27 protein-coding genes and 1 tRNA gene are annotated in these 25307 nt (G+C 61.0%); 13 read left to right on the forward strand and 15 right to left on the reverse strand.

What is annotated here, in order from left to right; genetic code table 11:
* Position 1: 1 nt before the first annotated feature.
* Positions 2-1117, forward strand: a complete 1116-nt coding sequence (locus tag ACXYL9_RS12735; protein ID WP_459039940.1) for a hypothetical protein — start codon at positions 2-4, stop codon at positions 1115-1117.
* Positions 1118-1733: 616 nt separating this feature from the next.
* Here ACXYL9_RS12735 and ACXYL9_RS12740 read toward each other — a convergent pair.
* The 3 genes from ACXYL9_RS12740 to ACXYL9_RS12750 all read right to left on the reverse strand — a co-directional run bounded on the left by ACXYL9_RS12740 (position 1734) and on the right by ACXYL9_RS12750 (position 4061).
* Positions 1734-2057, reverse strand: coding sequence for a hypothetical protein (locus ACXYL9_RS12740; RefSeq protein WP_459039941.1), 324 nt, complete (start codon positions 2055-2057; stop codon positions 1734-1736).
* Positions 2058-2839: 782 nt separating this feature from the next.
* Positions 2840-3430: a hypothetical protein gene (locus ACXYL9_RS12745; protein WP_459039942.1), complete on the reverse strand. Its 591-nt coding sequence runs from the start codon at positions 3428-3430 to the stop codon at positions 2840-2842.
* Between the two features lie 539 nt (positions 3431-3969).
* Positions 3970-4061, reverse strand: a tRNA-Ser gene (locus tag ACXYL9_RS12750).
* Positions 4062-4290: 229 nt separating this feature from the next.
* On the opposite strand from ACXYL9_RS12750, the gene ACXYL9_RS12755 reads away from it, so the two are divergent.
* Together ACXYL9_RS12755 and ACXYL9_RS12760 are read left to right on the forward strand one after the other, a co-directional pair.
* Positions 4291-5130 carry a DUF1134 domain-containing protein gene (locus tag ACXYL9_RS12755; RefSeq protein WP_459039943.1) on the forward strand — a complete coding sequence of 280 codons (840 nt, stop codon included), beginning with the start codon at positions 4291-4293 and terminating at the stop codon, positions 5128-5130.
* Between the two features lie 86 nt (positions 5131-5216).
* Positions 5217-6395, forward strand: a complete 1179-nt coding sequence (locus ACXYL9_RS12760; protein ID WP_459039944.1) for an amino acid aminotransferase — start codon at positions 5217-5219, stop codon at positions 6393-6395.
* Between the two features lie 71 nt (positions 6396-6466).
* Here the strand turns inward: ACXYL9_RS12760 and ACXYL9_RS12765 are convergent, their stop codons facing one another.
* The 6 genes from ACXYL9_RS12765 to ACXYL9_RS12790 are packed head-to-tail and all read right to left on the reverse strand — an operon-like array spanning position 6467 to position 10201.
* Positions 6467-7087: a riboflavin synthase gene (locus ACXYL9_RS12765; RefSeq protein WP_459039945.1), complete on the reverse strand. Its 621-nt coding sequence runs from the start codon at positions 7085-7087 to the stop codon at positions 6467-6469.
* Positions 7088-8074, reverse strand: coding sequence for a bifunctional diaminohydroxyphosphoribosylaminopyrimidine deaminase/5-amino-6-(5-phosphoribosylamino)uracil reductase RibD (ribD, locus tag ACXYL9_RS12770; protein ID WP_459039946.1), 987 nt, complete (start codon positions 8072-8074; stop codon positions 7088-7090). It lies immediately after the preceding gene.
* Entirely contained in the window at positions 8074-8502 is a 429-nt protein-coding gene (locus ACXYL9_RS12775) for a hypothetical protein (protein WP_459039947.1), read from the reverse strand. Before ACXYL9_RS12775 ends, ribD begins: the two co-directional genes overlap by 1 nt.
* Positions 8503-8544: 42 nt before the next feature.
* Positions 8545-9267, reverse strand: a complete 723-nt coding sequence (locus ACXYL9_RS12780; RefSeq protein WP_459039948.1) for a M48 family metallopeptidase — start codon at positions 9265-9267, stop codon at positions 8545-8547.
* Positions 9264-9710: a YcgN family cysteine cluster protein gene (locus ACXYL9_RS12785; RefSeq protein ID WP_459039949.1), complete on the reverse strand. Its 447-nt coding sequence runs from the start codon at positions 9708-9710 to the stop codon at positions 9264-9266. The genes ACXYL9_RS12780 and ACXYL9_RS12785 overlap by 4 nt, the downstream gene beginning before the upstream one ends.
* Positions 9698-10201 carry an SCO family protein gene (locus ACXYL9_RS12790; RefSeq protein WP_459039950.1) on the reverse strand — a complete coding sequence of 168 codons (504 nt, stop codon included), beginning with the start codon at positions 10199-10201 and terminating at the stop codon, positions 9698-9700. Before ACXYL9_RS12790 ends, ACXYL9_RS12785 begins: the two co-directional genes overlap by 13 nt.
* Positions 10202-10387: 186 nt before the next feature.
* Here ACXYL9_RS12790 and ACXYL9_RS12795 point away from each other — a divergent pair, with 186 nt between their 5' ends.
* The 5 genes from ACXYL9_RS12795 to ssb all read left to right on the forward strand — a co-directional run bounded on the left by ACXYL9_RS12795 (position 10388) and on the right by ssb (position 14472).
* Positions 10388-11005 (forward strand): ankyrin repeat domain-containing protein, encoded by a 618-nt coding sequence (locus tag ACXYL9_RS12795; RefSeq protein WP_459039951.1) that lies wholly within the window; start codon positions 10388-10390, stop codon positions 11003-11005.
* A gap of 6 nt (positions 11006-11011) precedes the next feature.
* Positions 11012-11674 carry a COQ9 family protein gene (locus tag ACXYL9_RS12800; protein ID WP_459039952.1) on the forward strand — a complete coding sequence of 221 codons (663 nt, stop codon included), beginning with the start codon at positions 11012-11014 and terminating at the stop codon, positions 11672-11674.
* Between the two features lie 57 nt (positions 11675-11731).
* A complete protein-coding gene (locus tag ACXYL9_RS12805) occupies positions 11732-11971 on the forward strand; it encodes a FeoA family protein (protein WP_459039953.1) in 240 nt (79 codons plus the stop codon).
* Positions 11972-11987: 16 nt separating this feature from the next.
* A complete protein-coding gene (feoB, locus tag ACXYL9_RS12810; RefSeq protein WP_459039954.1) occupies positions 11988-13826 on the forward strand; it encodes a ferrous iron transporter B in 1839 nt (612 codons plus the stop codon).
* Positions 13827-13947: 121 nt separating this feature from the next.
* Complete coding sequence (gene ssb, locus ACXYL9_RS12815; RefSeq protein ID WP_459039955.1) at positions 13948-14472, forward strand: single-stranded DNA-binding protein; 525 nt, start codon at positions 13948-13950, stop codon at positions 14470-14472.
* 60 nt (positions 14473-14532) lie between these two features.
* Here ssb and ACXYL9_RS12820 read toward each other — a convergent pair whose 3' ends face one another.
* On the reverse strand, positions 14533-15063 hold the full coding sequence (locus ACXYL9_RS12820; protein WP_459039956.1) for a YceD family protein: 531 nt from the start codon (positions 15061-15063) through the stop codon (positions 14533-14535).
* Positions 15060-15593 (reverse strand): ubiquinol-cytochrome C chaperone family protein, encoded by a 534-nt coding sequence (locus tag ACXYL9_RS12825; RefSeq protein ID WP_459039957.1) that lies wholly within the window; start codon positions 15591-15593, stop codon positions 15060-15062. Before ACXYL9_RS12825 ends, ACXYL9_RS12820 begins: the two co-directional genes overlap by 4 nt.
* A 182-nt stretch (positions 15594-15775) precedes the next feature.
* On the opposite strand from ACXYL9_RS12825, the gene ACXYL9_RS12830 reads away from it, so the two are divergent.
* The 5 genes from ACXYL9_RS12830 to ACXYL9_RS12850 all read left to right on the forward strand — a co-directional run bounded on the left by ACXYL9_RS12830 (position 15776) and on the right by ACXYL9_RS12850 (position 19039).
* A complete protein-coding gene (locus tag ACXYL9_RS12830; protein WP_459039958.1) occupies positions 15776-16252 on the forward strand; it encodes an outer membrane protein assembly factor BamE in 477 nt (158 codons plus the stop codon).
* A 42-nt stretch (positions 16253-16294) separates the two neighbouring features.
* The gene (hslV, locus tag ACXYL9_RS12835; RefSeq protein ID WP_459039959.1) at positions 16295-16852 is read left to right on the forward strand and encodes an ATP-dependent protease subunit HslV; all 558 of its coding nucleotides are present in this window, start codon (positions 16295-16297) and stop codon (positions 16850-16852) included.
* A 13-nt stretch (positions 16853-16865) separates the two neighbouring features.
* Positions 16866-18167: an ATP-dependent protease ATPase subunit HslU gene (gene hslU, locus ACXYL9_RS12840; protein ID WP_459039960.1), complete on the forward strand. Its 1302-nt coding sequence runs from the start codon at positions 16866-16868 to the stop codon at positions 18165-18167.
* Between the two features lie 26 nt (positions 18168-18193).
* Positions 18194-18571, forward strand: a complete 378-nt coding sequence (locus tag ACXYL9_RS12845) for an ACT domain-containing protein (RefSeq protein ID WP_459039961.1) — start codon at positions 18194-18196, stop codon at positions 18569-18571.
* Positions 18572-18640: 69 nt separating this feature from the next.
* A complete protein-coding gene (locus ACXYL9_RS12850) occupies positions 18641-19039 on the forward strand; it encodes a GFA family protein (RefSeq protein WP_459039962.1) in 399 nt (132 codons plus the stop codon).
* 2 nt (positions 19040-19041) lie between these two features.
* On the opposite strand, the gene ACXYL9_RS12855 is transcribed toward ACXYL9_RS12850, so the two are convergent.
* The 4 genes from ACXYL9_RS12855 to ACXYL9_RS12870 all read right to left on the reverse strand — a co-directional run bounded on the left by ACXYL9_RS12855 (position 19042) and on the right by ACXYL9_RS12870 (position 25152).
* On the reverse strand, positions 19042-20535 hold the full coding sequence (locus tag ACXYL9_RS12855) for a SulP family inorganic anion transporter (protein WP_459039963.1): 1494 nt from the start codon (positions 20533-20535) through the stop codon (positions 19042-19044).
* Between the two features lie 132 nt (positions 20536-20667).
* Positions 20668-22485, reverse strand: coding sequence for an ABCB family ABC transporter ATP-binding protein/permease (locus ACXYL9_RS12860; RefSeq protein ID WP_459039964.1), 1818 nt, complete (start codon positions 22483-22485; stop codon positions 20668-20670).
* 55 nt (positions 22486-22540) lie between these two features.
* Positions 22541-23533: a retroviral-like aspartic protease family protein gene (locus ACXYL9_RS12865; protein ID WP_459039965.1), complete on the reverse strand. Its 993-nt coding sequence runs from the start codon at positions 23531-23533 to the stop codon at positions 22541-22543.
* Positions 23534-23625: 92 nt separating this feature from the next.
* Positions 23626-25152 (reverse strand): lipopolysaccharide biosynthesis protein, encoded by a 1527-nt coding sequence (locus ACXYL9_RS12870; RefSeq protein ID WP_459039966.1) that lies wholly within the window; start codon positions 25150-25152, stop codon positions 23626-23628.
* Positions 25153-25307 lie beyond the last annotated feature (155 nt).

Genomic DNA, 25307 nt, shown 5'->3' on the forward strand with positions numbered 1-25307 from the left:
CATGAAACTACGACCTATTCTCGTTGGTTTGTCCCTGGCGCTGGCGCCATTGTTGGCGCTGCAAGCCAGGGTCAACGCAGGTGAGCCTGTGCCAGGGTGGGCCCATGAATGGAACGGCTTTCGCCTCGCCGAAAGGGTGCTGGCGGGAGCCCGCCCTCATGTGGATCGAAACGGACTTGCTCTCGAGCTAAACCCCGCGATCCTTGCTGCAGCACGAGCAGCTTATGAGCAAGAACCGACGGCAACCAACGCTCTTTTCCTGCTTGGATCGGCGGATGGCGATGCCGGACATTCATTGTTTGAGACGGCTTACGAGCTTGAAAAACGAAACAGCCTTGTGAACCTTGCGCTGTTTCGAATTGCTGCACACAACGGGAATACCACCCGTGTGATCGAACTGGTCGATACTCTAGCTCGAACCGAGCGCGGAGTATCGTCACCGATCCTCGAAACGCTCACTTCGAGTCTTGGCGACGACGCGACCTTCGTGCTCGTCGAGCGACTGCTCCGCAGCGATCCGCCGTGGTTGGAGGGCTTCTGGCGCCGGGTACCGAAGACGGGGCCCGCGCTCAGCAATTTTCTCGCTCTTCGAAGGGCCCTGCCACAAAGAACCAGTGCCCAGAGTGACGGGTTTCTGGTCAGTGCGTTAGTCGCCGATGGCAGGTTTCAAGATGCGTTTGCATTTTACCAAGAAGTGAAAATGGCTTCCTCGGCGTCTTATACCCCTCTCGACTGGAAGTTGGAGAAGCGACGAAGCGCGGCCATGCGCAAAGTCGATGACAATCGCTATCGTGTGTTTTTGGAACGAGATAGCGCAGGCCAATTGGCACGAAAACTGGTGGCGCTGGAACCTGGCAAATTTCAGATGGACGCCTCCATTGAAAGCGAGGAAGGCGAGGGTGAGCTTAGCGTCAAGTTGCGATGCGCATCGCCGGAGGGATTGGTGCTTGGCCAGCGCCAGTGGCTTGGGAGCGGGCCAGTCGAGTGGTCGGTTTCAAAAGGGGCTTGCGACTTTGCCTGGCTCGAGCTCGAGGGCTCGGCATGGGACAGTTCGCGTCCTTTTCAGGCTACGCTAGTCGATATGCGATTCGAGCGTCTCGAGCTGCCCCCAATGTAGCGCGACACCCGGGCTCTCATATTGGCTAGATTATCATCTGTGAGCGCAGGCGATCGCTTTGATTCTCAGGGATTTTTGAAAAGGGTTACCCAGACGTCCGGGGCGCCTCATTATTTTGAGCCAGACCGTTGGAATGTTCGTTTCGAATGATTCGCTCAATGGTAGGTTATTCTACTGACTTTGCCTGCTCTGCCAATTGTCCACTTGACTTTCAGTAGCTTAGGTAGCACCGATAGGCACTCAAAAGTATTTAGAAAAAGAGAGTAATTCCATGAGAGTAAAGCGCATCGTGATTGGAGCAGCAGCGCTCGCAGCGGCCCTGGCGCCGATCGGTGCGACTGCGGTCTCGGCTCAGCGTAACTCCGCTCCTGTCTCCTCCGAAGCGAGCGAGCTTGCTGCGGGAAGTGGGGCGATCTTGGGGCTCTTGGGTCTTGTCGCAATCATTGCTGGGATAGTTATTAGCGCAGGAAAGAAAGATCCTGTCAGCGCTTAAGCCTGCCAACATCAGTCGATAGGCGAGGTGAAGGCTTGTCCCTTTTCAGCGCTTAAGGTTTCAACGCCTGGACGGGGGTCGCGCAAGTCGGGCCAATTCCCGAATGAGTTGCAAGAGCGACAGCTATCCCTGCAATTCAGCAGGGCGCACGCTGCAGTCGCGCCGGTCAATCGCCGCAATCGCTTCTTTCGTTTCCAATTGTCCACCGTTGGTTGTCATGCGAAATGTCATGATTGCATGGACCTGATCGCTACTCTTTGAAGGGAAAATGTCAGTCGCAAGATGGGTCAGTCCCGCATTGCGGTATCTTAAACTGACGGATTCAATGAAGCTTGCGATGCTTCCATCTCGACCCGATCGGCACTTAAAGAGAGGCAGTCGTACCTCGTCGATGTCATTGCGGGCCGCTGTCCGATGCGGCGGCGGGAAGTTCAGTGTGGCAATCATCCCCCGCTCCGACAGCCATATCTTCGGGCCAAATGGATCAATCTCTGGAGGGGCATTGCTGACGGTTATAGCGGCAAAGCAAACGAGGCCTAAGCGTGAAGCAATTGCTCGTGAAATTCCAGCGCGAACCCGTCTCGATCTGGACCGGATTGGCGCAGAGCCGCCCAAGTGTTCTTTGGGCGCAGCCCCTTCCGAGGTGGCGCAATCGGCGCTTGCGAGGAATGTCCTCAAAATCTTTCCCAATGGAAGCTTCGTCATAAGGCTTTTGCGTGTCATAGAGGCATCTATATATTCGCGTGGTTACTGACGAATTAACTGCAAATAAGTAATCAGCTCCACGACCATGTTCAAAGACCCGTGTTAGCTTTTACGTGGGAAACGTGAGCAGAATTTAGCATTAGTCTTAAAAACCCTTCGAGAAAAAGAGGGACACTAATTTTCCCCCGCGGCGCTCTCGCTATTAAACGCATCCATGGCCATGCCAAAGCGCGCAGCGGTTAGTGTAAGCCCCGCCTCATCGAGTTCTTCTAGCATATTTTCGAGACGGACGCGTAGATGCGCGATCCGCGCGGCGGTGACCTCTTTGCCTCGACCAAGTAGAGGCCCAGAGCCCATAGGGTCTGAGGTGCTCAATGGTTTCTCCATGCTGTCCACCACCAGACATAATCTATATTTGACCGAAACGCCAGCCTCCTCGCAGCGGGCCTGGGCGAATAAAACTGGATCGGTCGAATTGGCTTTCCATAGATGTGCCTTAAACGCTTGCAAGCGCGTCCAATAGGTCAGTTACGAAGAAGAAATTTCGGACTGGCAGATTTACGCTCCTGTCGCTCGTATTTCAACAACGAGCGTATATACTCGCTCATCGCAAATGTACCCTTTGACGTGAGGACCACGACCCGTTTCCTTTGATCTCCCCTTGCGCGTTCTCGTCGAATTAATCCCTCGCGCTCCAATTGGCCGAGATAACGCAGCGCCGTGGTTGCGGGAACACGTGCTGCAATAAGAGCGTCTGTTGTTGCAACTTTTCGACCGATAGCTTCATGATGGAAAAGGTCGAGCAGGATGTCCCAGGCGGGCTCTCCAAGGAGAAGGTCTGGCAAAAACTTGCTTCGTCTTTCGCGGAAATAGTAAAGACGCTCCGCCACGCGAGCGAGCTCGCGGCCAGAATGCTCTGTTAGAAGATGGTCGGGATCATGCTCCTGATCCTTCGTATCTGGCTTCTCATCGAGAGCATTTGCGAGCCGCTGTAGTAGCTGCGCAACCTTACGGAGATCGCTTGCCCTACAGTCTGACAGGTTCAGGGAAGTGAAGATTTCCTCTGGCGAGACAGATGAGGCTCCGCCGGAATCTCCTATTTCTCGTTTTGGCATATCGCTCCAGTTTATCCCCAAGGGCAGTGGCGCGATCGAAATTTAATTAGGAGAACGGTTTAACCAGCTTCTGCACACTGTAGGACATTCATCTCAATTAACAACATCCTTATCCAGTTGAAGGCAAGGTTCTGGGTTTCCAGGACCTGAACTTCGATTGCTTTCCTGACAATTGGATGTCCCAATATCCAACAGCCCATTTATGCCATCTATATGTAATCTCGTGGGGAAGATGGTATTGGAAACGGCACGTTTTCTAATCTTCGCGCCCACATTTCTCTCAATAAATTGCCGGAAGTAAGACAATGATTCGCACGGCGGGCGCTCGCTGTTCCATCCGAACCGGCATTCTTGATGAGAAATGGAGAGATACGAAATGAAGATCGGCTCCACTGAAGATCGGCTCCACTCAGGGGGCATCCTTCCCATCTTTCATATATGAAAGAACTCTCCTCAGCAGGGCTGGGTGCACTATTAGCACACCTTCAAGGGCTGCACCCGTTGTCTTTGCTTGAAAGCTTGCGCAGTCTGAGAAGTAGTGGCGGAGACGGAGGGATTCGAACCCTCGATACCCGTTACCAGGTATGGTTCCTTAGCAGGGAACTGGTTTCAGCCACTCACCCACGTCTCCGCATGACGCATGCCGGCTGCGAGGGGCGCGCTATAGCCACGGCTTTAGAATGGGGCAAGGGGGCTCGCGTGTCCGGGCGCGAAATCGATCCGCGACCCCCCCGCGTCGGCTGCGGGACTCGCTTCACCGCATTTTCGATTCGCTTCGTCGTTCGTTCATTGAAGGGTCAGCGGCAAAGGATTCTTCTGTCATGTGAGGGGCATGCCGTCCCTCGTGGAAGGGAATCATCATGATGTTGCACCTGTGGCGCACCGCCCGCACCGCTTTCGCCGCGTTTACTGCCGGTGCAGCGTTGCTCGCTGCGCCGCTCGCGGCCCAGGGTGTGGAGACGATCGATCCCGACACCGCCATTGACGGTGACCTCGTCGAACAGCCCGGAGGGCAATCGGTTTACGGGCAGCCGGCACCTTCCGCGAGCGTAGGCGCTTCCGCAAAGCCCTCCATCGCGACCGGCCCATCGTCTAACGATGGTGCAGCAGTTGCGCCAAGCTGGTCTGATCCCGGCGCGGTCGAGCAATGGAATTCAGAGACAGTTGCTGCTCCTGCCGCTACATCTGCCGGGGCCAAGACATCGCAAGCCGCCAAGAGCACCTATGCCGAAGACGATCTGATTGGCGCGGCCGAAGGCCTGTTCGGTGAAGGCGCAGAAGACCTGGCCCGCATGATCCAGAAACTGCTAGCCGAACAGGGCGAACCGAACGCCTACATTGTCGGACGCGAAGCCGGCGGGGCCTTCATTCTCGGCGCACGCTACGGTTCAGGCACGCTCTACCACGCGGTCGAAGGCGAAAAGCCGGTTTACTGGACGGGGCCGTCGATCGGGATCGATGCCGGGGCCAATGCCGGCAACACATTTGTGTTGGTATACAATCTGTATGACAGTGAAGAGCTCTACGAGCGTTATCCGGCCGGTGAAGGCCAAGCCTATCTGATCGGCGGCGTGCACGCAGGTTACCTGCGCAAGGGTAACGTGGTGCTGATCCCGATCCGGGTCGGAGCCGGCCTGCGGCTCGGCGTGAATGCAGGCTATCTCAGGTTTTCCAAGAAGCAGCGCTGGCTGCCCTTCTAGTCGCACTAGAAAATTGCGGCTCGCAAAGCGCCGCGAATACGAATTGAGGTTGCGGGTGCCGGGTAGCGCAGGCAATAGCCTTGACCATGCTCGATGCACTTGAACCCCAAGCTCCCGATGCGCTGCTGGCGCTGATTAAACTCTTTGCTGTCGACGAACGGGCCGACAAGATCGACCTCGGCGTTGGCGTTTACCGCACCGACGATGGCGCGACGCCCGTTTTCGAGGCGATCAAGCAGGCCGAACGGCGGCTTGTCGATGAGCAGGATTCCAAGGGCTATCTTGGTCCGGACGGCGATCCGGGCTTCGTCGAAGCACTCATGCCGCTCATTTTCGGGGCCGACCGGAGCATGGGTGGCCGCATTGCGGGGATGCAAACCCCCGGCGGCACCGGTGCCTGTCGACTTGCTTTCGCATTGGCGCAACGGGCCGGGGTGACCAAGGTGCTGATGGGGGTGCCAAGCTGGCCCAATCACGCGCAGATCCTGGCCGACCTCGATCTTGAGGCGGTGACGTTCGACCATGCGTGCCCAGACGGAAGCGCCAATCTCGATGCCTTGTTGCAGGCGCTGCGAAGCGCGGATGCGAATACTGCCGTGCTGCTCCATGGTTGTTGCCACAACCCGACGGGGGTCGACTACACGCCCGAAGACTGGGCCGCGATCGCCGATGTACTGGCGAGCGGTCATGTTCTACCGATCATTGACAGCGCCTATCACGGCCTGGGCGAAGGTCTGGAAGGCGACGTGGTGGGCTTGCGGACCGTGCTGAATGCGGTTCCGGAAGCGCTCGTGGCCTATAGCTGCGACAAGAATTTTGGCCTCTATCGCGACCGGGTCGGCGCGTTCTATGTCATGGCGCGCAAGCCTGACCAGCTCGATGCGATCCTTTCCAACGCCTCGGGCTTGGCGCGGGCCAACTGGTCGATGCCGCCCGATCATGGCGGGGCGGCAGTCCGCATCCTGTTGCAGGATGATGCGATGCGCCAGACTTGGCTCGATGAGTTGGAAGGCATGCGCCAGCGCCTGCGCTGGGTGCGCGAGCGGCTTGGCCAGGCCGACAATGAAGTGCCTGGTGTCAATTTGTCAGCCCTGGCCGAACAGAACGGCATGTTTGCCATGCTACCGCTCGACAAGGCCCAGATCGCCGAGCTGCGCAAGACCCATGCAATCTACATGGCTGGCTCGGGTCGCATCAATGTCGCCGGCCTGACAAAGGGCAATATCGACAAGTTCATCGGCGCGCTGGCGGATGTCACTGGCTGAACTGGATCGTGACCAGTGCTCGTCGACGTGCGGGTATGCCGAACGGCCTCAGACCACCCGACGCACCAGTTTCACTTGGCCCGCAGGCTTTCCATCCGCTTGAGATAACGCGCCAACACGTCGATCTCCAGGTTGACGCCGTCGCCCTGTGCCAGGGTGCCGAGTGTAGTGACCTCTGCCGTGTGCGGGATGATATTGAGATCGAAGCAGACGTCGCCACTATCTTGATCGGCGACTTCGTTCACCGTTAACGAGACCCCATCGATAGTGATCGAGCCTTTCTCTGCGACGAAGGGCGCGATGGCGGCTGGGGCGCGAACCTGCAGCCGCGTCGAGCCGCCGGTTTCTTGCGCCATGACCACCTTGCCGACCGCGTCGACATGCCCGGTGACCAGGTGGCCGCCCAGTTCATCGCCAAGGCGGAGCGCCTGTTCCAGGTTCAACCGGCGACCCTTCGTCCACATGTCGGCTGGCGTCCGGCCCACAGTTTCGCCTGATACATCCACTGCGAACCAGGCATCGCCGGGAGTGCCGCCGCGTTCCACGACCGTCAAGCAAACGCCCGAACAGGCGATCGATGCACCGATGGCCATGCCGTCAGGGTCATAAGGGCAGGCGATCCGCACATGCAGGTCGCCCCGATCCTCGACGCGGTTGATAGTGCCGATAGCAGTGACGATTCCGGTGAACATTCAGGCTCCTTCGTGTCGCACGCGCTCATAGGCTTCGTAGCAATCGCTGCCAAGCTGGCGGCGTTCGGCAAGGGTCCAGCGGCCATGGGCAGATGCTAGGTCGGACAGGCCGATATCGCCAAATGCGGGCAGGCCGTCCCCGATGACAATGGGCGCGCGGTAGATATCGAGCCGATCGACCAGATCCTCGGCGAGGAAGCTGGCGGCGACTTGCGCACCGCCTTCGACATAAAGATATTGCGTGTTCGCAAGCTCGGCGATTTGTTCTGGCCGATTGATGATCCGGGCGCCGTTGATCGGCACTCCGCGGGTCAGCACTACCCGTTCGGGACTGCAAGCCTCCAGACCGGGCAGGCGCACATCGAGCCTTGGCCGGTCGCGCCGCCATGTTCCTCCGCCGACAAGAATGGCATCGCTCTTCGCCCGCCTCAGATGCACATGCGCGCGCGCCTCGGCACCCGTAATCCACTTGCTGGTGCCGTCCGCCAGCGCGATCCGCCCGTCCAGCGACATGGCCAGCTTGAGGGTTACTTGCGGCCGCCCGCGCCGGGTGCGGGCCAGAAAGCCGGAAAGACTGGACCGGGCCTCCTCGCATGCAAGCTGCTCGACCGTGACACCCGCTGCGCGCAGCCGCCGGATGCCTGCGCCGTTGGTACGGGAATCGGGGTCCGTCTCGGCGAAGATGACGCGGGCAGGGCGTGCCTTCACCAGAAGGTCGGCACAAGCTGGCCCGCGCTCGGACGCGTGGGCGCAGGGTTCGAGAGTTACAAAGACATCAGCGCCGCGTGCATTCGCACCTGCCTGATCGAGGGCCACCGCTTCGGCATGGGGCCGTCCGCCTGGCTGCGTCCATCCTCGCCCAGCGACCACTCCATCCTGCACGATGACACAACCGACCGCGGGGTTGGGAGCACTCGTGGGACGAGCGCGGCTGGCGAGCCGCGCAGCAGCCCCAAGCCAGTCCCGATCGCCCGGCACAACGTGCATTATTCGCTGTTGGTGGCGGGTCGGAATTCGCTGCGCTTCGCCTCTTCCTGTGCGCGTTCCTCGTCGATCTCGCGTTCCATCGCATCGACGTCGAGCCCGGTCGCACGGCCAAGCGCGCGATAGGCTTCTCGTTTGCGTTCTTCCAGCGCCGCGCGCCGTGCCCGCAAGGCATCCTGCCGTTCCTGGTTCTCGATGTTGGAAGCGAGAATTTCCTCGTCGGTGCGGCCTTCGGGGAAGGTCGTGATGTAGGTGACGTCTGGACTGCGCGGTGGAATCATCTGGCGCTCGCCCACGAAGAAATACAGCACGGTCAAAGGAATCAGCGTCGAGATCAGCAGGATCGGGATGCGATACGGCTGTGGCCGGCGAAAGACTTCCCAGAAGTCCTCGGCACCGGTTTTGGGGTTGAAGCGCGAAAGCATGCTCATGCCACGCAACATAGGATGCCTCGCGCAGCCGCGCCAGTAGGGTTAGCCGAACGGCGCGTAGAGGCCGCGCCCGTTTTTCTTCAGCCAGCCGTCGGCAGCGGCCAGGTTGCCTTCAAAGATCTCGCCCAGCAGGGCGTGGAAGGCGGGCGAGTGATCGAAATGAACCCGGTGCGCGGTTTCATGCGCGGCGACCGAACGGCGCACTGCGTCGGGAGCCATTACCAATCGCCAGTTGATGCGAACCTGTCCGGCAGAGGAACAGCTTCCCCATCTGCGCCGCGCATTGCTCAGCGCCAACGCCGGCGCGGGTAGCGAGACACGTTCAGCGTAAAACGCCAAGTCGGCGATGAAAAGTTCGCGCGCTTCGGCCTGCAGCCACCGGCGAAGGCGCGCGGGCAAAGTCTCTTCCGGCCCGCCGACCGACATTGTCTCACCCTGCAGCCGTGGTTTGCGCGGGTGCGAAGGGACCCACTCAATGCGCACCGCCTCGCCGCGATAGGCGATGGTGCCACCAGACTTCGGTGGTTGCGCGGGTGGGCGCTTGTCCAGCTGTCGGGCCAGCCAGTCACGCCGACTGTGAGCGAATTCTATTGCGTCGGCGGTGCGGCCCCAACGCGGCAAGGTAACCCGCGCGCTTGCACCATCATCGGCGAGCCGCAGGATCATGCGCCTCGCGGTCGGATGGCGGCGTATGTCGAGCGGCAAGGTCGTGTCTCCCAGCTTCACCGACAGGTCGTCTGGGGCGCGGCGCAGCCAATCGATCACCGGTCGTCGCCCCAATCGACGATATGGTGTTCCAGTGGTCCGGAGCGATTCTCGCTGACGACCCTTCCAGCCACTCCCGCACCCTCGCGATGGACGGCCTCGGGATCGCCCGAGATCAAATAATGCCAGCGCGGCAGTTCTTGCCCATCGGCGCGCAGGCGATAGGCGCAGCTGGCGGGCAGCCACGCCACATCCTCGACGATCCGCAGGGTCAGTCGCAGGCAGTCGGGCACGAAATTCTTGCGATTGGGATAGTCGGTGCAGCGCGCGGTGTCGGTATCGAGCAATTTGCACGAGACGTTGGTTTCCTCGACCTCGCCGGTATCGATATCCTCGATCTTGTGCAGGCAGCACCGCCCGCAGCCATCGCATAGTGCCTCCCACTCTGCTTCGTCGAGTTTTTCGAGCGGCAATTCCCAGAACCGGTCCCTCAACGCACCCATGCGGCGAGCTCCGTGGCGATCGCATCGGCCCCCTTGTCGGCGGGTAGGATGCCCAGCGGTTCGCCATCGGGACCGAACAAGGTCACGAAGGTCGAATGCTGCATATCGTAAAAGCCGGTCTGGTCGGGCTCGAGTTTCTGCGCTGTAACCCCAAACTGGCGGGCGACGGCTGCGGTTTCCTCGAGCGTGCCGGTAAGACCGATCAGGCGCTCGTGAAAATTGCCGACGAACTGGTCTATCGCGGCTACCGTGTCACGTTCGGGGTCCACGCTGATAAAGATCGGCTGGACCTTGCCGGCATGGTCGGGATGGGCCTGCTCGAACCGTTCCAGCCCCTGCGACATCTTGAGCACGTCGGTCGGGCAGATCGCAGGGCAGCTGGTAAATCCGAAATAGACCATGCGATACCGGCCGTCGAAGTCTGACCAGCTAACCGGCTCGCCTGAATTGTCGGTCAGCGTGAAATCCCCGCCCACAGTGCTTCCGCGCATATCCACTCCGTCCGTGGTCGGGCCGGGCTGTGTGTTTGGCGCGTTGCAAGCGCTCAGCGCCACCGCAAGGATGAGGGCAATAGGTCGGAATGCGCGAAGCATGGCGAAAGCGTTCAGCCTCTGCTAACGGGTCGGGAACGAGACGGGTATTCCGTCATAAATAGACTTTTATCGGAGTGTGCAAAGGTGTCGCTGCCTCTTTTTCGTCAGATCCCGCTAGTTGCCGCGCTGTCGTTGGCCGCTATTGCCGCGCCCTTGGCAGCGCAGGCGATGTTTTCCGATAGCTATAATTTCCTCGAGGCTGTGCGCGATCGTGATGGCGACAAGGTGACGACTATCGTCTCCACGCCTGGCAGCACGCTGATCAACACGCGCGACAAGTCCAGTGGCGACACCGCGCTGCATATCGTCGCCCAACGGCGCGATGCCGTTTGGGTGAGGTTTCTGACCCAGAAGGGTGCCAATCCCAACGTTGCCAACAAGGACGGTCTGACGCCGATCATGATTTCTTCCTCGCTTGGCGATATCGACAGCATGGTAGCGCTGATCAAGGCTGGTGCGCGGGTTGACGATGCCAATGGCCTCGGCGAAACGCCGCTGATCAGTGCAACCCATCGCCGTGACATCGAAATGGTCCGCATGCTGCTGGACAAGGGGGCTGACCCTGATCGCAACGACAACTCTGGCCGGTCGGCACGCGACTATGCGAAAATTATCGACAGCAAGCGCCTGTCGGCCGAATTCGCCGCCGCCGATGCCAAGCGCGACGGCTCGGAACAGCAAGATTACGGCCCCGATTTCTGATCTGCGATGATAGAAAACGCCGACGACCTCACCCTTGATGAACTCCGGCTGGCGCTGGCCCCGGCCGTAGCCGATTCGGCTATCTTCGACGGCTGGAGCGATGCGGCGGTGAGAATGGCTGCCGACATCGAAGGCGTCGATCCCGATGTCGCAAAGCTCGCTTTCAAGGGCGGTCCGATGGTGATGATCAAGGCTTGGATCGCAGCTGTCGACACAAAGATGGCGCTGGACTGGACTCCCGAGAAGCTCGCAGCGCTGAAGGTTCGCGAACGAATCCGCACGCTCGTTCAATACCGGCTCGATGCTATTGCCGGACAGGAAGAAGCGGTCCGTCGTGCGTTGGCGATCATGGCTATGCCACAGAACGCAGCCGAAGGTGTTCGGCTTGGCTGGCACAGCGCCGACCTGATGTGGCGGTTGGCCGGAGACACGGCGACCGATTACAACCATTACACCAAACGGGCGATCCTGGCCGGGATCTACGCTGCGACGCTGACCGTGTTTATTGATGACGAAAGCGAGGGCAAGGTCGACACCGGTGCTTTTCTCGAACGCCGGATCGACGGTGTCATGAGATTCGAGAAGGCCAAGGCCCAATTCTTGCGCCCAGGCCGCGAATCTTTCAGCGTGACACGGTTTCTTGGCCGCTTGCGCTACCCCGCCCGCTAACCTTTTCACTATTGATAATCAGTTGCAATTAGGCCGCTCGTCTGGCAGCGCATTGGCATGACTCTCGAAGGGCTGGAACCGGGCCGCAACGCCATTATCACCGCAATCCGCTGGGACGGCATCGCCGATGGCGATGCCAAGCGGCTGCGCGCACTTGGTTTCGATGCCGGGGTCGACATTTCGGTCGCCCATCGCGGCGTATTTGGCGGGCGTGATCCCTTGGCCGTGCGGCTCGGTCGTACCACCATCGCACTGCGCCGGGTCCATGCCGAGGCCATCAGTGTCGAGCCGGCTTGAAGGACAGGCGCGGACTATGACGACCCCACGTACCATAGCACTGGTCGGCAATCCCAATGCCGGCAAGAGCGCATTGTTCAACAAGCTAACCGGCGCACGGCAGAAAATCGCCAATTATCCCGGCGTCACGGTCGAGCGTAAGGCCGGCCGGCTGGTGCTCGGCAGCGGCGAACTGGTCGAACTGCTCGACCTGCCAGGCAGCTATGCCTTTGATGCGGCGAGCCCCGACGAGGAGGTTACGCGAAGGGTCGTTTTCGGTGAACAGGAAGGGCAGCGCCAGCCCGACGTGCTGGTCCTCGTGCTTGATGCTGCCAATCTGGAACAGCATCTGGTCTTCGCGCAGGAAGTCATCGCTCTGGGGCGCCCCACGGTTGTCGCGCTCAACATGGTCGACCTTGCTGAACGCGACGGTTTGACGCTTGATCCCGATTCGCTGGGCAAGGCACTCGGCGTACCCGTCGTGCCGACTGTTGCCGTCCGCCGACAAGGACTGGAGCAATTGCTTGCCGCCGTCGACGCCGCTGGCGACACCGACCCGGGTCCGCGGCCCTCGTTTGGCCTGACCGAGCGTCGGCTCGAGGCCAAGAATATCGCTCGCGCCGCGATCCTGTCGCGCTCGAAACGGGCAATGGTGGCCAGCTCTCTCGACAAGGTGCTGCTCAATCCGTGGCTTGGCCCGGCAATATTGTTCGGACTGTTGTTCGTGGTCTTCCAGGCGGTGTTCGCCTGGGCCGACCCATTTATCGGCCTTATTGAAAGTGCGACTGAATGGCTCGCGGCTGCTGTCGTCGCCAACATGCCCGCAGGTTTTGTGCGCGATCTCATAACAGAGGGTATGATAGCCGGCGTCGGCTCGGTCATCGTGTTCCTGCCGCAGATCGTGATCCTTTTTGCCTTCATCCTGGTGATGGAGGCCAGCGGTTATCTTGCCCGCGCAGCCTTCCTGATGGACCGGCTGATGGCGCAAATCGGTTTGTCGGGTCGCAGTTTCATTCCCCTGTTGTCGAGCTTTGCCTGCGCTATTCCGGGCATCATGGCGACCCGCTCCATCGCCGATCCGAAGGACCGGCTGACCACAATCCTTATCGCACCGTTGATGACCTGTTCTGCCCGTCTGCCAGTCTATGCCGTCATCATCGCTGCCGTGATCCCGTCTGCCACGATCGGGCCCGGCATCGGCCTGCAAGGACTGGTCCTGTTCGCACTTTACGTTGCAGGGATCGTTGGGGCGATGGCGGTCGCCCTGGTATTGCGCCGTACCGTCACGGCGGGCGAGGCATCCGGCTTCATCATGGAAATGCCGCGCTATCAGTGGCCGCGGATCAGGGATCTGCTGATCGGGCTTTGGCAGCGGTCGTGGGTGTTCCTTCGCCGTGCCGGCACCATCATTTTCGCTGCCACTGTGATCCTGTGGCTTTTGCTGACCTTCCCCAAGGCCGAGCCGGGGGAGAACCAGCTCGATGCCTCTTTCGCCGGTCAGATTGCCGACACCTTGCAGCCGGCCTTCGAGCCGATAGGCTTCAATCGCGAGATGACTCTGGCGCTGGTCCCGGCCATGGCCGCCCGCGAAGTCGCCGTGGCCTCGCTAGCGACCACCTATGCCGTCGAGGCCGAGAACGAGGAAGAAACCGAAAGCGCACTGCGTGACCAGATCGCCGCTCGCTGGAGCCTGCCGACCGCGCTCGCCTTTCTCGCCTGGTTCGTATTCGCTCCACAATGCCTGTCCACCATCGCGGTCGCCCGGCGTGAAACCAATGGGTGGAAATGGCCGATGTTCATGCTCGGCTACCTGTTTGCGCTGGCCTATGTCTTTGCCGGACTGACCTATTGGTTGGCGCTGGCGGCAGGGTTGTAGCCCTGCCACCGGGCAAAAATCCCATTGGCCAGTTGCGGACCGGCTAGGCGGGAGCCTATCTCATACCAGAATCACCTCACGGGCGCTCGCGCGCCGGGTTAGAAACGAAGGAATTGGAACTATGGCGGGCTCGCTCAACAAGGTCATGCTGATCGGCAATCTCGGGCAGGACCCGGAAATCCGCAGCTTCCAGAATGGTGGCAAGGTCTGCAATCTGCGCATAGCCACCAGCGAGCAGTGGAAGGATCGTACCACCGGCGAACGTCAAGAACGGACCGAGTGGCACACTGTTGCGATCTTCTCCGAAGGCCTCGTCAATGTGTGCGAGCGGTTTCTCAAGAAGGGCTCGAAGGTGTTCGTGGAAGGCCAGTTGCAAACGCGCAAGTGGCAGGATCAGTCGGGCAATGACCGTTACAGCACCGAGGTTGTTCTGCGCGGCTTCAACGGCACGTTGACCATGCTGGACGGTCCCGGTGGCGCCGGTGGTGGCAGTGGAAGTGGCGGCGGTGGCGGCCAGCGTTCGGGCGGCCAGGACGGCGGCTGGAACCAAGGTGGCGGCGGCTCAGGCGGATCGGATGCCGGATCGAATGGTGGTTCTGGCGGTGGCTCGAACTACGACGATCTCGACGACGACATCCCGTTTTGATCAAACGGCTCTATTAGCCGCCTCTCGCTTCGCTCGCGATGCCGACAGTGTGCGCGCTGGTCAGTTCTTCTTGAGCGCGGCGAGCGCCTCGGCCAGCGGGCCGGTGGGGATATCGTCGGTGACGATGCCAGCCTTCTTGCGAACGGCATCGGCATCCGGACCCTCGGCATAGGGATCGATCGCCAGCGCCAAGCTTTGGGCCACCGCTTCTCCAAGATCGAAACTGTCGCCTGAATATTCGATCTCGTCGAGTTCAACGCCGTCGAGCTCGATTTCGATGTCGGCTGACTCAACCGTGGTCGGTGCAGGTCCAGCGGGTACAAACACGAAGGCCAGATCTTCTTCGACTACCACCGGAAAATCATCACCGGCGATGGCGCAGGCCTGCGTGATGCGGGCTCGCAAGGTGCCGCTGGCCTTGATCGCGGTGCCCTCGGGGTCGAGTTTTACCTCGGCACGCAGATATTCGATGCTGGTGATGGCGAATCGCCGGGCGAGGGCAGCGCGCTCACCTTCGTCGGCCTCTAGGATGACCGGCTCGTTCGGGATGCCCTTCAGCTTGACCGGGCGGGAAAGTTCGGGCGCGCTCATAGCATCAGCTCGCTTTGCAGCATTTGGTCATAAGAAAGAGCATCGAGGCTCGCGGCGAAGCGACGAATCCGGCTCGCAACGCAGGCGGACGATCCGCCATCAGCAAATGTCACGTTTCGCTCGATCGCGGCGACGAGCGCAGCATCGTCTGCCTGCGCCAGTCCCTCGCGCAATGCTCCGGTCCGGCCGCCCAATGCGCTCATCAGCTTGCCCAGCTTCTTGCCGACGGTCGGATCGCCAATGCCGGCTTCGCGCAACTGGCCGTCCATGTCCTCGACGAACAATTCGGCCAGCCGGGCAGCGGCGGGGAGCGTTTTCTCATCGCGCTCCATCCTTAGCATTGCGACAGCAAGGATCGTTGAGAGCATGTCGAACCTCCCGTCTAGAGTATCGGCAACGCGGCATTCGGCATAAAGGTCGGGTGAGCGAGCGACCTTGACCAACTGATGCCAAAAGGGTCGCAATTGCTCCCTGGGGTCGCTCCCGCGCTGGAACAGGTTCTTCAGAAAGGTCATCGTCTCGCTCGTCACCGGGCTGGCATGCGTTCATCGGCAATTCAAGCCGAGCGGCACAACAGGCCTTCTCACAGGGATCGGGCGATGCGCCGTTGCAGTGTCGAGCGCTTCGCCGTAAGGCTCGGCCCCGATATAGGAGCCGCCGCCCCGGTGCAAAGGGGCGCTGGCTCAAAGGCATGACGATTGGAAGGTTTTCGATGGCATTTGGTAAGGCGCCTGCGGTCAAGTTCCTCGGCGGCGCGGGGCTGCTGGCAGCAGCTCTCGCTTTGAGCGGATGTGGCACGATCCGCGAAAGCCGTGGCTACGTGGTCGACCAGCTGCTGCTCGAATCCGTCCAGCCCGGGATCGATAACCAGCGCTCGGTCGAAGCGACCCTTGGCCGGCCGACCTTCACCAGCCAGTTCGGGGAGCCGACCTGGTATTATGTTTCCAGCGTCACCGGCCGCAAGCCGTTCGTCAGTCCGCGGATCAATTCACACCAGGTATTGGCTGTCCGCTTCGACGCCAACGGCAACGTTATCGCCGCCGACAAGAGCGGCCTTGAAGATGTCGTCCACCTTACGCCCGATGGCGACAAAACGCCGACGCTGGGCCGCGAGCGCGGCTTCCTGGAAGACCTGTTCGGCAATATCGGCACAGTCGGCGCACCTGGTGTTGGCGGGCAAGGGCGATAGGCGCGGCTTGATCCGGCGGCTGCGCGCCCCATATCGCGCGGCATGAACAATACAGACGAGCGCCACGGGCTGACCCCCTGGCATGGCACCACGATCATCGGCGTGAAGCGCGAAGGCAAGACTGTCATCGCTGGCGATGGGCAGGTCTCGATGGGCAATACGGTGATGAAGCCGAATGCCCGCAAGGTCCGCCGTATCGGTGAGGGCAAGGTAGTCGCCGGTTTTGCTGGCGCGACGGCCGACGCTTTCACCCTTTTCGAGCGGCTTGAACGCAAGCTCGACCAGTATAGCGGGCAATTGATGCGCGCCGCGGTCGAACTGGCCAAGGACTGGCGGACCGACAAATATTTGCGAAATCTCGAAGCCCTGATGATCGTGGCCGACAAGGACACGCTCCTGGTGCTGACCGGCAATGGCGACGTGCTCGAGCCCGAAGGCGGCATCACTGCCATTGGCAGCGGCGGCAATTACGCGCTCGCTGCGGCCCGCGCGCTGGCCGATTACGAACAGGATGCCGAGCAGATCGCCCGCAAGGCCATGAAGGTTGCCGCCGATATCTGCGTATTCACCAATGACAGCGTCACCATCGAAACTGTCTGACCCACGGAATTCCATGACTGATAACCTCACACCCAAGGCGATCGTCGCCGCGCTGGACGAACACATCATCGGCCAGAAGGATGCCAAGCGCGCGGTTGCCGTGGCGCTGCGCAATCGCTGGCGGCGCCAGAAGCTCTCGCCCGAATTGCGCGACGAGGTCACGCCCAAGAACATCCTGATGATCGGACCGACCGGCTGCGGCAAGACCGAGATCAGCCGCCGACTGGCCAAGCTGGCCGAGGCGCCGTTCGTGAAGGTCGAGGCGACCAAGTTCACCGAGGTCGGCTATGTCGGCCGCGATGTTGAACAGATCGCCCGTGACTTGGTCGAGGAAGCGATCCGGCTGGAGAAGGACCGTCGCCGTGACGCAGTGCGAGACGCTGCCAGCAAGGCGGCGATGGAGCGCCTGCTCGATGCGCTGGTGGGCGATAATGCCAGCGAGGCGACCCGCGAAAGTTTCCGCGAGCGCATCGTCCAGAACGCGATGAACGATGTCGAGGTCGAGATCGATGTGCGCGATGCGCCATCGATGCCGATGGATATCCCCGGTCTGGGCGGCAATGTCGGCATGATCGACCTGTCCGACATGATGGGCAAGGCACTGGGTAAGTCGCCAACCAAGCGGCGCAAGCTCAAGGTTCCCGATGCGTGGGACAAGTTGGTCGACGAGGAAGCCGAGAAGCGCATGGACCAGGATGATGTCGCCCGGGTGGCGCTCGAAAATGCCGAGACCAACGGCATCGTCTTCCTCGATGAAATCGACAAGATCGCTGTCAGTGACGTGCGCGGGGGCAGCGTCAGCCGCGAAGGCGTGCAGCGCGACCTGTTGCCCCTGATCGAAGGGACCACCGTATCCACCAAGCATGGCCCGATGAAGACGGACCACGTGTTGTTCATTGCCAGCGGCGCTTTTCACCTGTCAAAGCCGTCCGACATGCTCCCCGAGTTGCAGGGCCGGTTGCCGATCCGGGTCGAGCTGCGCGCACTCGAAGTGGAGGATTTCGTCCGCATCCTGAGTGAAACCCGTGCCAATCTGGTCGAGCAATACCGCGCGCTTCTGGGGACGGAGAACGTCACGGTCGAGATCACTGAAGATGCGATCCGCGAAGTCGCGAGCATTGCCGCGCAGGTCAATGAAAGCGTCGAGAATATCGGCGCCCGCCGCCTGCAGACAGTGATGGAACGCTTGCTCGAGGAACTCAGCTTCGAAGCCGAGGAGCTTGAAGGCGAAACGATCGTGATCGATGCGGCCTATGTGAAAGACAAGCTGGCCGAACTCGCCGACGACAGCGACCTGTCGAAATATATCCTGTGACCTTACCGGTCAAAGAAGCCCGGTCGATGATCGCCGGGATGAACCCGGCACTGGACGAGAACCTGTGGTGCTTTGTCGGCGCTGATGAGCCGGCGGTGGCGATCGAATTGATGGGGCAAGCGCTGGGAAGCTTCCGCGAAGCCGAAGGACTGTCGCTGATTGTTCCCCATGCGCTCGCCCGATCGCACGAGCTTCCCGCCGATCCCTATGCGCGGATAACGCTGCAAGTGTGTTCGGCGCTCGAAGGGGTGGGCCTTACCGCAGCGGTCGCGACCGCGTTGGCCGGGGAAGGTATCGCATGCAACGTGGTAGCTGCTTTGCGACACGACTACGTGTTCGTACCGGCCCATCGGGCAGACCAGGCCATGGCGATTCTTCAAAACTTGCAGGCAGAGGCAATCTAGGCGCGACGCCGTTCCCCGTTATCGGCGAAAGTGATATACACCCTCTTCGCGAAACCAGGGGAGGGATCGATGCCGGCAGGTCGTTGCCACTGCGGTGCCGTGGCGTACCGTTTCGAAGGGCAAGTGCAGCATAGCTCCGTCTGCCATTGTTCGGATTGCCGCCGCTGCGCCGGGGCCACGGGCGTGGCCTGGATCGGCGTTGCAGCCGATGGATTTTCAATCGGGCAGGGCGAACCTACCAGGTATGTGTCATCGCCTGACGCGCGGCGTTCTTTCTGCGGTCGGTGCGGTACGGGCCTTTTTTATGAGAACGAAGCCATCTTGCCGGGCATCGTCGACATCCAGACCGCGACGCTGGATGATCCCGAACAGTTTGCGCCGGACAAGCATGTCCAGATGGCCGATGGGCTCGACTGGGAGGCCACGCTTGCGAGCCTGCCGCAGCACGCTCGTTTTCCATCCGGTTAGCCTCAAGGATGAGGCGCGAGCCCGATTTCGACACCCGTCTTGTCGGTCAACGCGAACTTGTCGACCAGGTCGGAACTGGCACGGTTAAGCCCGCGCACCTGCACGCTGCGACCATTGCGCCGCATCCGTTCGACCACCTTGTCGAGCGCGGCGACGCCTGAGATGTCCCAGAAATGCGCCTTGGACACGTCGATGATCACATGATCTGCTGGATCGGGCTGAGTGCTTTCCGGACCAAGCGCGGCTTCGAAGCGTTCGACGCTGGCATAGAAGATCTGGCCCTTGGCGCGGTAGATCGCAGTTTCGCCGCGCCGTTCGCGGACGACTTCGAACATGGTCATCACCTTGTGGGTGAAGAATGCACCCGAGAGGATCACACCAGCAAGCACGCCCAGCGCCAGGTTATGGGTGGCCACGACCACTACGACGGTGGTCACCATCACCACGCTCGACTGCCACGGATGCTTCGACAAATTGGGGATCGAGTTCCACGAGAACGTGCCGATCGAGACCATGATCATGATCGCCACCAGTGCCGGCATCGGCACTTGTCCGACGACCGGGCCGAGTACAGCCAGCAGGACGAGGAGAGAAAGGCCAGCGGTAAAGGAAGAGAGCCGACCGCGTCCGCCCGAGGTGACGTTGATGACCGACTGCCCGATCATGGCGCAGCCGCCCATGCCGCCAAAGAAAGCAGCGACCACGTTGGCGATGCCCTGGCCGGCGCTTTCGCGGCGCTTGTTGCTGTTGGTGTGCGTCATGTCGTCGACGATCTGCGCGGTCAGCAGGCTTTCGAGCAGACCGACCGCCGCCATGGTGGCGGAATAGGGCGCGATGATCCGCAGTGTCTCCCAGTTGAGCGGGACCTCCGGCATCACAAAGAAGGGCAGCCCCTCGGGCAATTCGCCCATGTCCGATACGGTATTGACGTCCACACCCATACCGATCGAAATCGCGCCGAGGATGACGATTGCTACCAGTGGCGAGGGAATTGCCGTGGTCAAGCGCGGCAACAGGTAGATGATGGCGAGCCCGGCAGCGACCATGGCATAGGTTTCCCAGCCAACTCCGACCAACTGCGGAATCTGCGCCATGAAAATCAAAATTGCCAAGGCGTTGACGAAGCCGGTGATGACCGAACGGCTGACGAACTGCATCAGCAGGTCGAGCCGCAGCAGCGCTGCAATACCCTGGAAAATCCCCATCAGGATCGTCGCGGCGAACAGATATTCGACTCCGTGATCGCGGACCAGCGGCACCACGACCACCGCCACCGCGGCAGTCGCGGCAGAGATCATGCCGGGCCGTCCGCCGGTGAAGGCGATGACCATGGCAATCGCGATCGATGCGTAGAGACCCACGCGCGGATCGACACCGGCGATGATCGAGAAGCCGATCGCCTCGGGAATGAGCGCCAGGCTGACGACGATGCCAGCCAGGATGTCGGCGCGGATATTGGAGAGCCAGTCGCGCTTGAACGCGGCGGTTGAAAACATGAAATCTGTCCTGTGAGCTGTCCGGCCGTTGGAGATGACTCTTATGGTCAGGGCCGAATGAAATCGCGCCGCTAATTACGCATTGCTGCAGTGCAGCACAACCCCCTCGACACTGGGGTCATCCTGGACGGCCTATTCGGCCGCTTCGGCGTCCTCTTCGCTTTCTGCCTGCTGGTGCGCCCACATCTGCGCATACAGACCGCCCAAGCGCAGCAGTTCTGCGTGATGCCCGCGCTCGACAAGGCGCCCCTCGTCGAGCACCAGGATCGTATCGGCGTCGGCAATCGTGGAAAGGCGGTGGGCGATGGCCAGCGTGGTTCGGTCGCGGCTGACCCGCCGCAACGTGGCGAGGATATCCTGCTCGGTCCCCGAATCGAGCGCGCTGGTGGCTTCGTCGAACAACAGGATGGGGGGATCCTTGAGCAGAGTGCGAGCGATAGCGACCCGCTGTTTCTCGCCGCCTGACAGCTTGAGGCCGCGTTCGCCGACCTGGGTCTCGAAACCGTCAGGCAGTTTCTCGATGAAAGGCAGGATGGCGGCGTCTCGTGCTGCGCGCTCGACGTCTTCGGTTACGGCGGCATCGCGGCCATAGGCAATATTGTAGCGCAGGCTGTCGTTGAACAAGACGCTGTCCTGCGGGACGATCCCAATCGCTTCGCGCAGGGAACTCTGCGTCACCTGCGCGATATCCTGTCCGGCAATCAGGATACGACCGGCCTGGGGATCGTAGAACCGGAACAGCAATCGACCGATGGTGGACTTGCCAGCGCCAGAGGGACCGACAATAGCGGTGCGCGAACCGGCCGGCACTTCGAAGCTGAGTCCGTGAAGGATCTGCCGGGCCGGATCGTAACCGAACTGGACGTTGTCGAACACGATTGTCGGCGGATTTGCGATCAGGGCCGGTGCGCCGGGCCGATCTTCCACCTCGACCTCGGTATCCATCAGCTTGAACATAGCCGCCATGTCGACCAGCCCCTGCCGGATCGTGCGATAGACCCAGCCGAGCAGGTCGAGCGGCCGGAACAGCTGCATCAGATACATATTGACCGCGGTCAGATCGCCTACCGACAGCGCGCCCTGGCTCCAGCGCCAAACCACGAAAGCCATCGCGCCGGCCATCAGCGCATTGGTGATGAGCGACTGGATGATGTTGAGCATGCCGAGCGAATTCTCGCTCTTTACTGCGGCCTCGGCATAGGCGCGCGTGGCGCTGGCATAGCGCTGCTCTTCGCGCTTCTCGGCACCAAAGTATTTGACCGTCTCATAATTGAGCAGCGAGTCCACTGCCCGGCTGAGCGCCTGCCCGTCGAGGTCGTTCATCTTTGCGCGCAATTGCACCCGCCATTCGGTGATCCAGCGCGTGACTGCGATATAGAGCACCACCGTGACGCCGGTGGCTGCGACCAGTTCCCAACCGAACAACGTGTAGAAAATGATCGCCACCGCGATCAGCTCGACCACGGTCGGGGCGATGTTGAAGAGAATGAAATAGAGCATCGAATCGATACTCTTGGTGCCGCGCTCGATCACCTTGGTGACTTCGCCGGTGCGCCGCGAGAGATGGAAGCGCAGCGAGAGCCGGTGGAGGCGGGCAAAGACGTCCTCGGCCAAGTCCTGCGTGGCCACCTGGCCAACCCGTTCGAACACGATGTTGCGGACCTGGTCGAACGCGAGGCTGAGAAAACGTGCCCCGCTGTAAGCGATGACGAACCCCATCGCCAGCATCAGCAGCGGGTCGCCTTCTGCTGCCATGATGTCGACTGCGCGCTTCATCGCCAGCGGTGTTGCGAGGATTATGGCCTTGGCCAGCAGCACCAGCACCATCGCGCCGACGATCCTCAGCTTGAGACCTGGCCGGTCCTTGGGCCATAGATAGGGCAGGAAGCGCCGCAGCGTTCCCCAGCCGTCTATGTCGGGTCGATCGGCGGTGGGATAATCGGGCGGCATGGCCCCTCAAGTGGCGGCGCAGCGTGCAAACTGCAAGGTTTCAGCCGGCCCCTGCTCAACCGCCCGGAATGCGTGAGGGGAAGAAAGTGCGCTGATAGGGGTTCACGTTATAGGCTCCGCCTGGCAGGTCGAACAGCACCTTGGCGGTCGAGAAGTCGATCGCGATGCGTTCGAAATTCTGCAAGTTGCGCATGCCCAGGATGAGGGCAGGCCGTCTGTCGAGGTCGAGCGCTGTGAACGCCGGACTGTCCGAAAAGGAAATCGGCACGCCGGTCAATTCAATGCCGCCAATGATCATTCGGCGGGCTAAACCAAGATTACCGAGTACCTGAACGCCATTGACGTCGGTTGACTGGACCAACATTTCCCCGCGCGAACGCATGCGATTGCGTAGCGCGCCATTGCCGACGGTGTTCTGGGCCCCGGTATCGATGATCACAGATGTCTTGATCCCGTCGATCCGGGCATTGGTGATGATCATCTGGCCAAGCCGTCGCCGCGCGCGCACGACGATTTCATAACCGCGCTGGCTCGAATCGCTTTCTGCATCGCTGACGTGGATGCGGTCTTCCTTGAAATCGATCAGCACCCGCATGTTCTGCAAGCTGTCGAGACCCAATATACCGTCGGCGCCGACATTGCGCGCTTCGAGCAAAGGGGCTTCGAGGTTGTCGAACAAGCGGCCGGCAAATTCCAGGCCATTGAGCTGGACGAGATCGACCTCTCGCCGGCTGCCCATCGCTACCAGTGTAGCCCGTCCGAGTGATTGAAGTTGCAGGTCGTCGAAGATACGCCGGCTGATGGCAGTGGCCTGTGCCCCGGTGTCGACTAGGAAGCGATAGGGTCCCTTGCCCTCGATCGTGACCGGCACAGTCAGACGCTGATAGCGGTCCTTCTGGGCCTGGATCCTTTCCTCGCTCAGGTACTCGTCCCCTTCGGACAAGTCGGACTGACGTTCGACCGGGGTCTCGAGCGAATGCGAACTAGTTTGTGCGAGCAGCGGGGCGGCCAATAAAAGTGCCGCAGAGCCCATCAGGGGCTTTAACATGGTTCTCTCCAGCCCGGCACGTCTGTGTTCGGGCGCGCCATCATACCATGCGCCGGGCAGGCGACCAAACCGGGCCCGGTTTCAGACCCATCCTAGGCCGGGGCGGGATCGGATGGCGATGCCGGATCGCTGATAATGCCAGGCTCGATCTGCTGCTGCCGCAGCATGGCCCATGTCTCGCGCGCAAGATTTGGCCAGAACAGCCAGATCGTCAGGCCATAGGTTGCCGCTCCCGTAGCCGCGAGCGCAACAAGGAGAATCATCGGCCATGTCGGCGGCAACACATTCGCGACCCCGACGACCGCGGCGCTCATCACGCCACAGGCGAGCATGATGGGGGCCAGTTCCTTAACCAGAGTGCCCCAGCCAAGCCCGGTTCGGGGCAGGGTCAGGGCGAGGGTGACGAGCAGCAGGGCCGGGGCCGCCACCCACCATGCATAAACGAGTCCCATCGGACCAAGCGCGATGCCGGCCAGGAAAGCCGTGGGAAAAACCAGCGCGCCAAATGCGTTCGAGCGGACATAGACGCCGGGCAGGCCCATGGCATTGGTTGTCGGCGAGCACACGATCTGCAGCGCCATGGCCGGCATGGCCAGCGCGAGGCCTGCCACGATCGGAGACATCTCGACCCATTTTTCGCCGAACAGGGTCAGCACCGCGGGTTCGGCGGTCAGGGCCAGCCCGAAATAGAGTGGAGCGGTAACCAAAAACACCGTGCGCAAGGTCTTGAGGAAATAGGGGCCAAGAGGCCGTCCGGCCCTGTGCAACTCGGCATAAGCGGGAAAGGCGACATCGTTGATGGGCGGCAGGAAGCGCCCGGTCACGATCAGAGTAAGGAACAGCGCTTCGGCATAGAGGCCGAGGTCGTGGGTATCAAATACTCGTCCGGCGATGAAGATGTCGCTTTGGCTCTGGATGATCCAAAACAGCTGGCACACGGTCATCGCCCCACCAAACCGGACAATATCGCCCGCGCCGCGGAAATCGAATATCGGCTTCACCAGGGATCGCGCGGCGATGGTCAGGCCGATGGCGCGGATGACGAAGCCCGCGATCGGCGCATAGACAAGCGCCCATACACCCCATCCCAGCCAAGCCAGGACCAGCGCCAGGATCGCCGCCACAAGTGCCGCCGCCATGCCGATCTGGCCCTGGACCCGGAATTCGAGCCGTTTGGCCAGAAGCTCTGCCGGCAATGAGGTGAAAGGTACGGTCAGAAACATCACCGCCTGGATCCTCAGCATATCTGCGATCAGTGGTTCCTTATAATAAGCCGCCATGATCGGCGCTCCGGCGAACTGGATCGCCGCGAGCGATACATTGAATAGAAGCAGCAGGCCAAAAACCTGTCCGATCCGGCGCGCGTCGACCTTGTTGGTCTGGATCAGTGAACTGGCAAAGCCGGCACCGTTGAGGAACGCCAGTGCGGTGAACACCACCTGACTCATAGCGAACAGACCGTAATCTGTAGGAGCAAGGAGGCGCACCACCATGATGGTGCTGGTCCAGGCGATCAGCTGGGCGATGATCTGCGATCCCCAGCGCCAGGCGAAAGCGTTGCGTACGCGCAGCGCGAATCCATCGTCGTGCGGCGTGTGGAGAGGGGCAGATTCGGTCACAAGCTGCGCGTTACGCCCCAAAGGTTGAGATTCTTATGATCATGGCCCTGATTCTGCGCAGCCAAAATCAGGTGAATCACGCCCAATCAGGCCGATTGACCGGTCATACGCCTATTTGGCTGTCCCTACATGGCCATCTACAGCACCTGCCAATG

The sequence above is a fragment of the Qipengyuania sp. CAU 1752 genome, from assembly GCF_054482615.1.

Bases quoted from the DNA above. Each gene is read 5' to 3' on its own strand.
- ACXYL9_RS12735 (WP_459039940.1), top strand. From the start codon at position 2: ATGAAACTACGACCTATTCTCGTTGGTTTGTCCCTGGCGCTGGCGCCA.
- ACXYL9_RS12740 (WP_459039941.1), bottom strand. From the start codon at position 2,057: ATGATTGCCACACTGAACTTCCCGCCGCCGCATCGGACAGCGGCCCGC.
- ACXYL9_RS12745 (WP_459039942.1), bottom strand. From the start codon at position 3,430: ATGCCAAAACGAGAAATAGGAGATTCCGGCGGAGCCTCATCTGTCTCG.
- ACXYL9_RS12755 (WP_459039943.1), top strand. From the start codon at position 4,291: ATGATGTTGCACCTGTGGCGCACCGCCCGCACCGCTTTCGCCGCGTTT.
- ACXYL9_RS12760 (WP_459039944.1), top strand. From the start codon at position 5,217: ATGCTCGATGCACTTGAACCCCAAGCTCCCGATGCGCTGCTGGCGCTG.
- ACXYL9_RS12765 (WP_459039945.1), bottom strand. From the start codon at position 7,087: ATGTTCACCGGAATCGTCACTGCTATCGGCACTATCAACCGCGTCGAG.
- ribD (WP_459039946.1), bottom strand. From the start codon at position 8,074: ATGCACGTTGTGCCGGGCGATCGGGACTGGCTTGGGGCTGCTGCGCGG.
- ACXYL9_RS12775 (WP_459039947.1), bottom strand. From the start codon at position 8,502: ATGAGCATGCTTTCGCGCTTCAACCCCAAAACCGGTGCCGAGGACTTC.
- ACXYL9_RS12785 (WP_459039949.1), bottom strand. From the start codon at position 9,710: ATGGGTGCGTTGAGGGACCGGTTCTGGGAATTGCCGCTCGAAAAACTC.
- ACXYL9_RS12790 (WP_459039950.1), bottom strand. From the start codon at position 10,201: ATGCGCGGAAGCACTGTGGGCGGGGATTTCACGCTGACCGACAATTCA.
- ACXYL9_RS12800 (WP_459039952.1), top strand. From the start codon at position 11,012: ATGATAGAAAACGCCGACGACCTCACCCTTGATGAACTCCGGCTGGCG.
- ACXYL9_RS12805 (WP_459039953.1), top strand. From the start codon at position 11,732: ATGACTCTCGAAGGGCTGGAACCGGGCCGCAACGCCATTATCACCGCA.
- feoB (WP_459039954.1), top strand. From the start codon at position 11,988: ATGACGACCCCACGTACCATAGCACTGGTCGGCAATCCCAATGCCGGC.
- ssb (WP_459039955.1), top strand. From the start codon at position 13,948: ATGGCGGGCTCGCTCAACAAGGTCATGCTGATCGGCAATCTCGGGCAG.
- ACXYL9_RS12820 (WP_459039956.1), bottom strand. From the start codon at position 15,063: ATGAGCGCGCCCGAACTTTCCCGCCCGGTCAAGCTGAAGGGCATCCCG.
- ACXYL9_RS12830 (WP_459039958.1), top strand. From the start codon at position 15,776: ATGGCATTTGGTAAGGCGCCTGCGGTCAAGTTCCTCGGCGGCGCGGGG.
- hslV (WP_459039959.1), top strand. From the start codon at position 16,295: ATGAACAATACAGACGAGCGCCACGGGCTGACCCCCTGGCATGGCACC.
- hslU (WP_459039960.1), top strand. From the start codon at position 16,866: ATGACTGATAACCTCACACCCAAGGCGATCGTCGCCGCGCTGGACGAA.
- ACXYL9_RS12845 (WP_459039961.1), top strand. From the start codon at position 18,194: ATGATCGCCGGGATGAACCCGGCACTGGACGAGAACCTGTGGTGCTTT.
- ACXYL9_RS12850 (WP_459039962.1), top strand. From the start codon at position 18,641: ATGCCGGCAGGTCGTTGCCACTGCGGTGCCGTGGCGTACCGTTTCGAA.
- ACXYL9_RS12855 (WP_459039963.1), bottom strand. From the start codon at position 20,535: ATGTTTTCAACCGCCGCGTTCAAGCGCGACTGGCTCTCCAATATCCGC.
- ACXYL9_RS12860 (WP_459039964.1), bottom strand. From the start codon at position 22,485: ATGCCGCCCGATTATCCCACCGCCGATCGACCCGACATAGACGGCTGG.
- ACXYL9_RS12865 (WP_459039965.1), bottom strand. From the start codon at position 23,533: ATGTTAAAGCCCCTGATGGGCTCTGCGGCACTTTTATTGGCCGCCCCG.